Annotated in this window: 4 protein-coding genes and 1 pseudogene; all 5 read right to left on the reverse strand. The window is 71.1% G+C overall.

The window, feature by feature from the left end:
- On the reverse strand, positions 1-1,444 hold a 1,444-nt coding region (locus ACTS11_RS17215), incomplete at its 3' end, for an ATP-binding cassette domain-containing protein (protein ID WP_442641524.1).
- Between the two features lie 3 nt (positions 1,445-1,447).
- Entirely contained in the window at positions 1,448-1,645 is a 198-nt protein-coding gene (locus ACTS11_RS17220; protein ID WP_442641525.1) for a hypothetical protein, read from the reverse strand.
- Positions 1,645-2,598, reverse strand: a complete 954-nt coding sequence (locus tag ACTS11_RS17225; protein WP_442641526.1) for an ABC transporter permease — start codon at positions 2,596-2,598, stop codon at positions 1,645-1,647. The genes ACTS11_RS17220 and ACTS11_RS17225 overlap by 1 nt, the downstream gene beginning before the upstream one ends.
- Complete coding sequence (locus ACTS11_RS17230; protein ID WP_442641527.1) at positions 2,598-3,572, reverse strand: ABC transporter permease; 975 nt, start codon at positions 3,570-3,572, stop codon at positions 2,598-2,600. The genes ACTS11_RS17225 and ACTS11_RS17230 overlap by 1 nt, the downstream gene beginning before the upstream one ends.
- A 1,140-nt stretch (positions 3,573-4,712) precedes the next feature.
- A pseudogene (locus ACTS11_RS17235) lies at positions 4,713-5,120 on the reverse strand (ABC transporter substrate-binding protein); the annotation flags it as partial.

The following is a 5,120-nucleotide window of genomic DNA, read 5'->3' on the forward strand; positions in this document are numbered from 1 at the left end:
CGTCGAGCGCGCTCGTCGGCTCGTCGCATATCAGGAACCTAGGCTGCGTGGCGAGCGCGCGGGCGATCGAGATGCGCTGCCTCTGCCCGCCCGAGAACTCGTGCGGATAGCGCAGGCCCGCAGCCGCCCCGAGGCCCACGCGGTCGAGCAACTCGCCCACCCGCGCCTTCAGCGCCTCGCCCGACAGAAGGCCGTGGTGCTTCGCGGGTTCCGCCACGATGGCGTCGACCCGCATCCGGGGGTTCAGGGACGAATACGGGTCCTGGAAGATCATCTGGATCTCCCGCCGGTACCAGTCGGGCACGCCGCGCGGCCCCGAGGTCACGTCCTTCTCGCGGTAGCGCACGCTGCCGCCGTCGACCGGGTAGAGCCCCGCGATCATCCGCGCGATGGTGGACTTGCCCGACCCGCTCTCGCCCACCAGGCCGAAGACCTCGCCCTGCCGGATCTGGAAGGTCGCGGCGTCGACGGCGGTGAAGTATTCCCGCCGCGAGGGCAGGATCGCGCCCTTCGAGACGAAGCGCTTGGTGATCCCCTCTGCCTCGATCAGCGGCCGCCCCCGTTCGGAGCTGTCGGTGGGCCAGCTCCGCGCGAGGTCCTCGATGCGGAACTCGGTCACGCGGCCGCCGTAGGAGATCAGCGGAAAGCGCGCGAGCTTGACCGTCGGGCGCGGCACGGCGGCGATGAGCGACTTCGTGTAGGGGTGCTGCGGCGTGCCGAGAACCTCCGCCGTCGGCCCGCTCTCGACCACCTCGCCGCGATACATGACCGTCACCTTGTCGGTCGTGTCCGCGATCACGCCCATGTCGTGCGTGATGAGGATGACGCCCACCTGCCGCTCGCGGGCGAGTTCCTTGATGAGGTCGAGGATCTGCGCCTGGATCGACACGTCGAGCGCGGTCGTCGGCTCGTCGGCGATGATCACGTCGGGCTCCGAGCAGAGCGCGAGCGCGATCACCACGCGCTGCCGCATGCCGCCGGAGAACTGGTGCGGATACTGGTTGACCCGCGCCTCGGGGTTCGGGATGCCGACCCGCCGGATCAGGTCCACCGCGCGGGCGCCCGCCTCCGCCTCCGACAGCTTCAGGTGCGCCTGGATCGTCTCGACGAGCTGCTGCCGGACGGTGAAGAGCGGGTTGAGCGAGGTCAGCGGGTCCTGGAAGATCATGCTTATCTTGCGGCCCCGGAGCGCCTGCATCGCGTCGGCGTCGAGGCCCGAGATCTCCTCGCCCCGGAAGCGGATGATGCCGCCCGCGATCCGCCCCGGCCGCTCCAGCAGGCCCATGACCGCCGCCCCGATGGTCGACTTGCCCGCCCCGCTCTCGCCCACGAGGCCGTGGATCTGCCCCGGCTCCACCGTCAGGTGCGCCTCCTTCACCGCCACGAAGGTCTCGCGGCGCGTGGGGAATTCGACGGTGAGGTTCTCGATCTCGAGAAGCGCCATTGATCAGGCCCCTTCCGGCCAGACGAGGTTCCAGAACAGGACGACCCCCGCGAGGGCCCCCGCCATCACGGTGAATTCCTGCCATTTCGGCCAGGACCGACGCCGCGCGGCGCGGATCACGAGCACCGCCGCGAGGCCCACGGACGCGCCGAGGATCAGCGCGCGGAGGATCAGCGCGCGGAGGAAGGCGGGATCGACCATCACCTGAGCCTCGGGTTCAGCGCGTCGCGCAGCCAGTCGCCGAGCAGGTTCACCGCGAGCGCCAGCGCCAGGAGCGTGCAGGCCGGGAAGACCAGGATCCACCACTCCCCCGAGAAGAGGAACCCCTGACCGATCCGGATGAGCGTGCCGAGGCTCGGCTCGGTCGGCGGGGCCCCCACGCCGAGGAAGGACAGCGTCGCCTCCGCGATGATGGCGAGCGCGAGCGAGATCGTGGCGATCACGAGAACCGGCGACAATACGTTCGGCAGGATGTGCCGCAGCATGATCGCCACGGGCGAGCGCCCGATGAGGCGGGCCGCCTGCACGTATTCCTTCGACTTCTCCACCAGCGTCGCGCCCCGCACCACGCGCGCGAACTGCACCCAGTCGGAGAGGCCGATCGCGATGATCAGCACCCAGATCGCCACGTCGTTGCGGTATTCGGGCGGCGTGATCCCCTTGGCGATGCCGAAGATCAGCATGGCGACGAGGATCGCGGGGAAGGTCAGCTGCACGTCCGCGATGCGCATGATCACCGTCTCGGTCAGCCCGCCCACGTAGCCCGCGACGAGGCCCAGCGTCACGCCCAGCACCAGCGCGAAGGCCACCGCCGCGAAGCCCACGAAGAGCGATATCCTGAGCCCGTAGAGGATGGTCGAGAAGACGTCCCGCCCCTGGTCGTCGGTGCCCATCAGGAAGGTCTCGCCGGTGAACATGTTCGCCTGTCCGGGCGGCGTGAAGCCGTTCATCAGGTTCAGCGTCGCGGGGTTGAACGGGTCGTGCGGCGCGATCAGCGGCGCGAAGACGGCCGACAGGATCAGGATCAGCGTCACCGCCGTCGAGATCAGCGCGACCGGCGAGCGGCGGAAGGAATGCGCCACGTCGCTGTCCCAGGCCATCGCGATGCGGGAGCGGGCGCGCTCGGCCTGAACGGTATCGGGCGTGTCGGTCATCAGGCCTTCCCGTCGATGCGGAGCCGCGGATCGATCGCGACATAGAGGAGGTCCACGGCCAGGTTGATCGCGACGAACATGACGGAGATCAGCATGAGGTAGGCGGCCATCACGGGGATGTCGACGAACTGGATCGCGTTGATGAAGAGCAGGCCCACCCCCGGCCACTGGAACACCGTCTCGGTGATGATGGCGAAGGCGATGATCGAGCCGAGCTGGAGCCCCGTCACCGTGATGACCGGAACGAGCGTGTTCTTCAGCGCGTGCCGGAAATGGATCGCCCGGTCGCTCAGGCCGCGGGCGCGGGCGAAGCGGATGTAGTCCTGCCGCATGACCTCCAGCATCTCCGAGCGCACCAGCCGCATGATCAGCGTCATCTGGTAGAGCCCCAGGGTGATCGACGGCAGGATCAGCGCCACGAGCCCCGACTGCGTCAGGAACCCCGTCGACCAGCCGCCGACCCGGACGACCTCGCCCCGCCCGAAGGAGGGCAGCCAGGACAGCTCGACCGCGAAGACGTAGATCAGGAGGATCCCGATCAGGAAGGTCGGCAGCGAGACCCCGATCAGCGACAGCGTCATGATCGCGTTGGCGGCGAACCCGTCGCGCCGGATCGCGGTGAAGATGCCGAAGACGATCCCGAAGACCAGCGCGAAGAGCCCCGAGACGGCGGCAAGCTCCAGCGTCGCGGGCAGCCGCTCGGCGATGATCTCGGCCACGGGGCGTCCCTGCCGGTAGGAGATCCCGAGATCCCCCTGCACCGCGCGCAGGAGGAAGTTCCCGTACTGCACGAAGAAGGGATCGTTGAGCCCGAGGTTGTCGCGCAGCCGCTCGATGTCCTCGACCGTGCGCTCCTGGCCCAGCATCGTGTCGACCGGGTCGCCCACGAAGCGGAACATGGCGAAGGCCACGAGCCCGACCACGAGCAGGACGAGCACGGATTGCAGGACGCGGCGGAGGATGTAGCTGAGCATGTGCCTTGCTGGTTCAGGATCGGCGGCGCCCCTGCGGCCGCCCCTCGGGACGGCACGCGCCGGTCGCGCCAGCATAGCGCCAAGACCGCCAGCCTCAAGCGCCGAGGTCCGCGGCCCCACGCTTCCGTGACGGCATCGCGCGGCCCGGCCGGGGCGCCGCGTCCCTAGCGTCCCGCGGTGCCGCGACCGCGTCTCCATCCGCGCCCGAACCTACCCGCGATCCGGGCGAAACCCGCCTGCGGCGCGTCCGTCACCACGTCACATGCGCCCGTACCGGCTTCGTGCGGGAGGAGATGGAGCCCGTCGTGCGGATCGTCCGGACAGGCCAGGATCGGCTCCGGCGACCGGCGCGGGTTCGGCTCCGGCGCCCGGCGGACCGACGCGCGCTCACCAGGGCCGCGGGCCACGAGGCTTCCGCGCGCTTCGGCGCAAGCCCTGTGCGCCCCCCCTCCCGCGAGGAGGCGCGCGCCCGGAACCCCATGCCGGAGCGCCCGAGCCGGGCGATACGCGCCCATCGTCCCGCAAGGAGCGGGCGGAGACCCGTCCGGGGACGTCGCGGCACCCGTCGGGCGACGGATACCCGTGGCACCCGTGGCGCCCGCTTCGCCCGTGGCACCCGCTGCGCCAATTGCGCCCGCTGCGACCGCGCCGGCAGATGTGCCCGCGACGAACGGGGATCGCCACGGTCGCTGCTGCCGTGAGGTCCCCGAAGCGCCCGGCGCGTCAAGGACCGAAGCGACCCGCGCGCCCCTCCGCCCGGCGGCCCCGGCATCGGAACCTTCCTCGCAGCGCGCCAGCCGGCGCGATGCGCCGCTGCCGATCCCGGACGAGCGCCGCGCGCGCGCCCCGCCCCGTGGCGCCCCGACAGTTCGCCTTCCGGGACTGCCTGCGATGACCGCCCGGCCCGCAGCCGGGATGCCGGCCGGGCCCGGCCCCGCCGCCGCGCCCGCGCGCGCGATGCCGGACCGGATCCCCGCGCATCACCGCCCCCCGCGTTCACCGCCTCCGGGGGCATGCACGGCGCCGGGGTCGGCGTCACGCCCGGCCCTTCATCTTTCCAAAAATACGCACCCGGCCGAAGGCCGGACTCCGGGCCACGGCGCTCCCGCGAGGGGGCGCCGGGGCCCGGGATCGACCCTCTCACATGCGCACCCAGCGCAGGATCAGGAAGTTGTCGGGCCGCTGCGTGACCTCGACGCCGTCCCGCACCCCCCAGAGGAGCGGCTGCACGTAGAGCGGCACGTAGACCACGTCCTCCCGGATGATGCCGGCGGCCTCCTCCATCGCCGCCTGGCGCGCGGCGGGGTCGAGCTCGGACTGCATCACCGGCAGGAGCGCGTCGATCCGCGCGCTCGAATAGCCGCCGAAGTTCCAGGTGCCCAGCCGCTCGCCCGCGGTGTGCACGAGGAAGCGGATCGGGTGCTCGGCGTCGAAGGTGCCCGGCGACCAGCCGAGAAGGAACATGTCGAAGTTCCCCTCCCGCAGCTCCGGCCAGTAGGTCGAGACCGGCATCGCATTCAGCGTCGCCTCCATGCCGACCTGCGCCAG

Source organism: Roseicyclus sp., from assembly GCF_052168335.1.
Lineage (GTDB): Bacteria > Pseudomonadota > Alphaproteobacteria > Rhodobacterales > Rhodobacteraceae > Roseibacterium.

What these genes read in the sequence shown, in the direction of transcription:
- ACTS11_RS17230 (WP_442641527.1), bottom strand. Translation starts at nt 3,572, where the DNA reads ATGCTCAGCTACATCCTCCGCCGCGTCCTGCAATCCGTGCTCGTCCTG.
- ACTS11_RS17225 (WP_442641526.1), bottom strand. Translation starts at nt 2,598, where the DNA reads ATGACCGACACGCCCGATACCGTTCAGGCCGAGCGCGCCCGCTCCCGC.
- ACTS11_RS17220 (WP_442641525.1), bottom strand. Translation starts at nt 1,645, where the DNA reads ATGGTCGATCCCGCCTTCCTCCGCGCGCTGATCCTCCGCGCGCTGATC.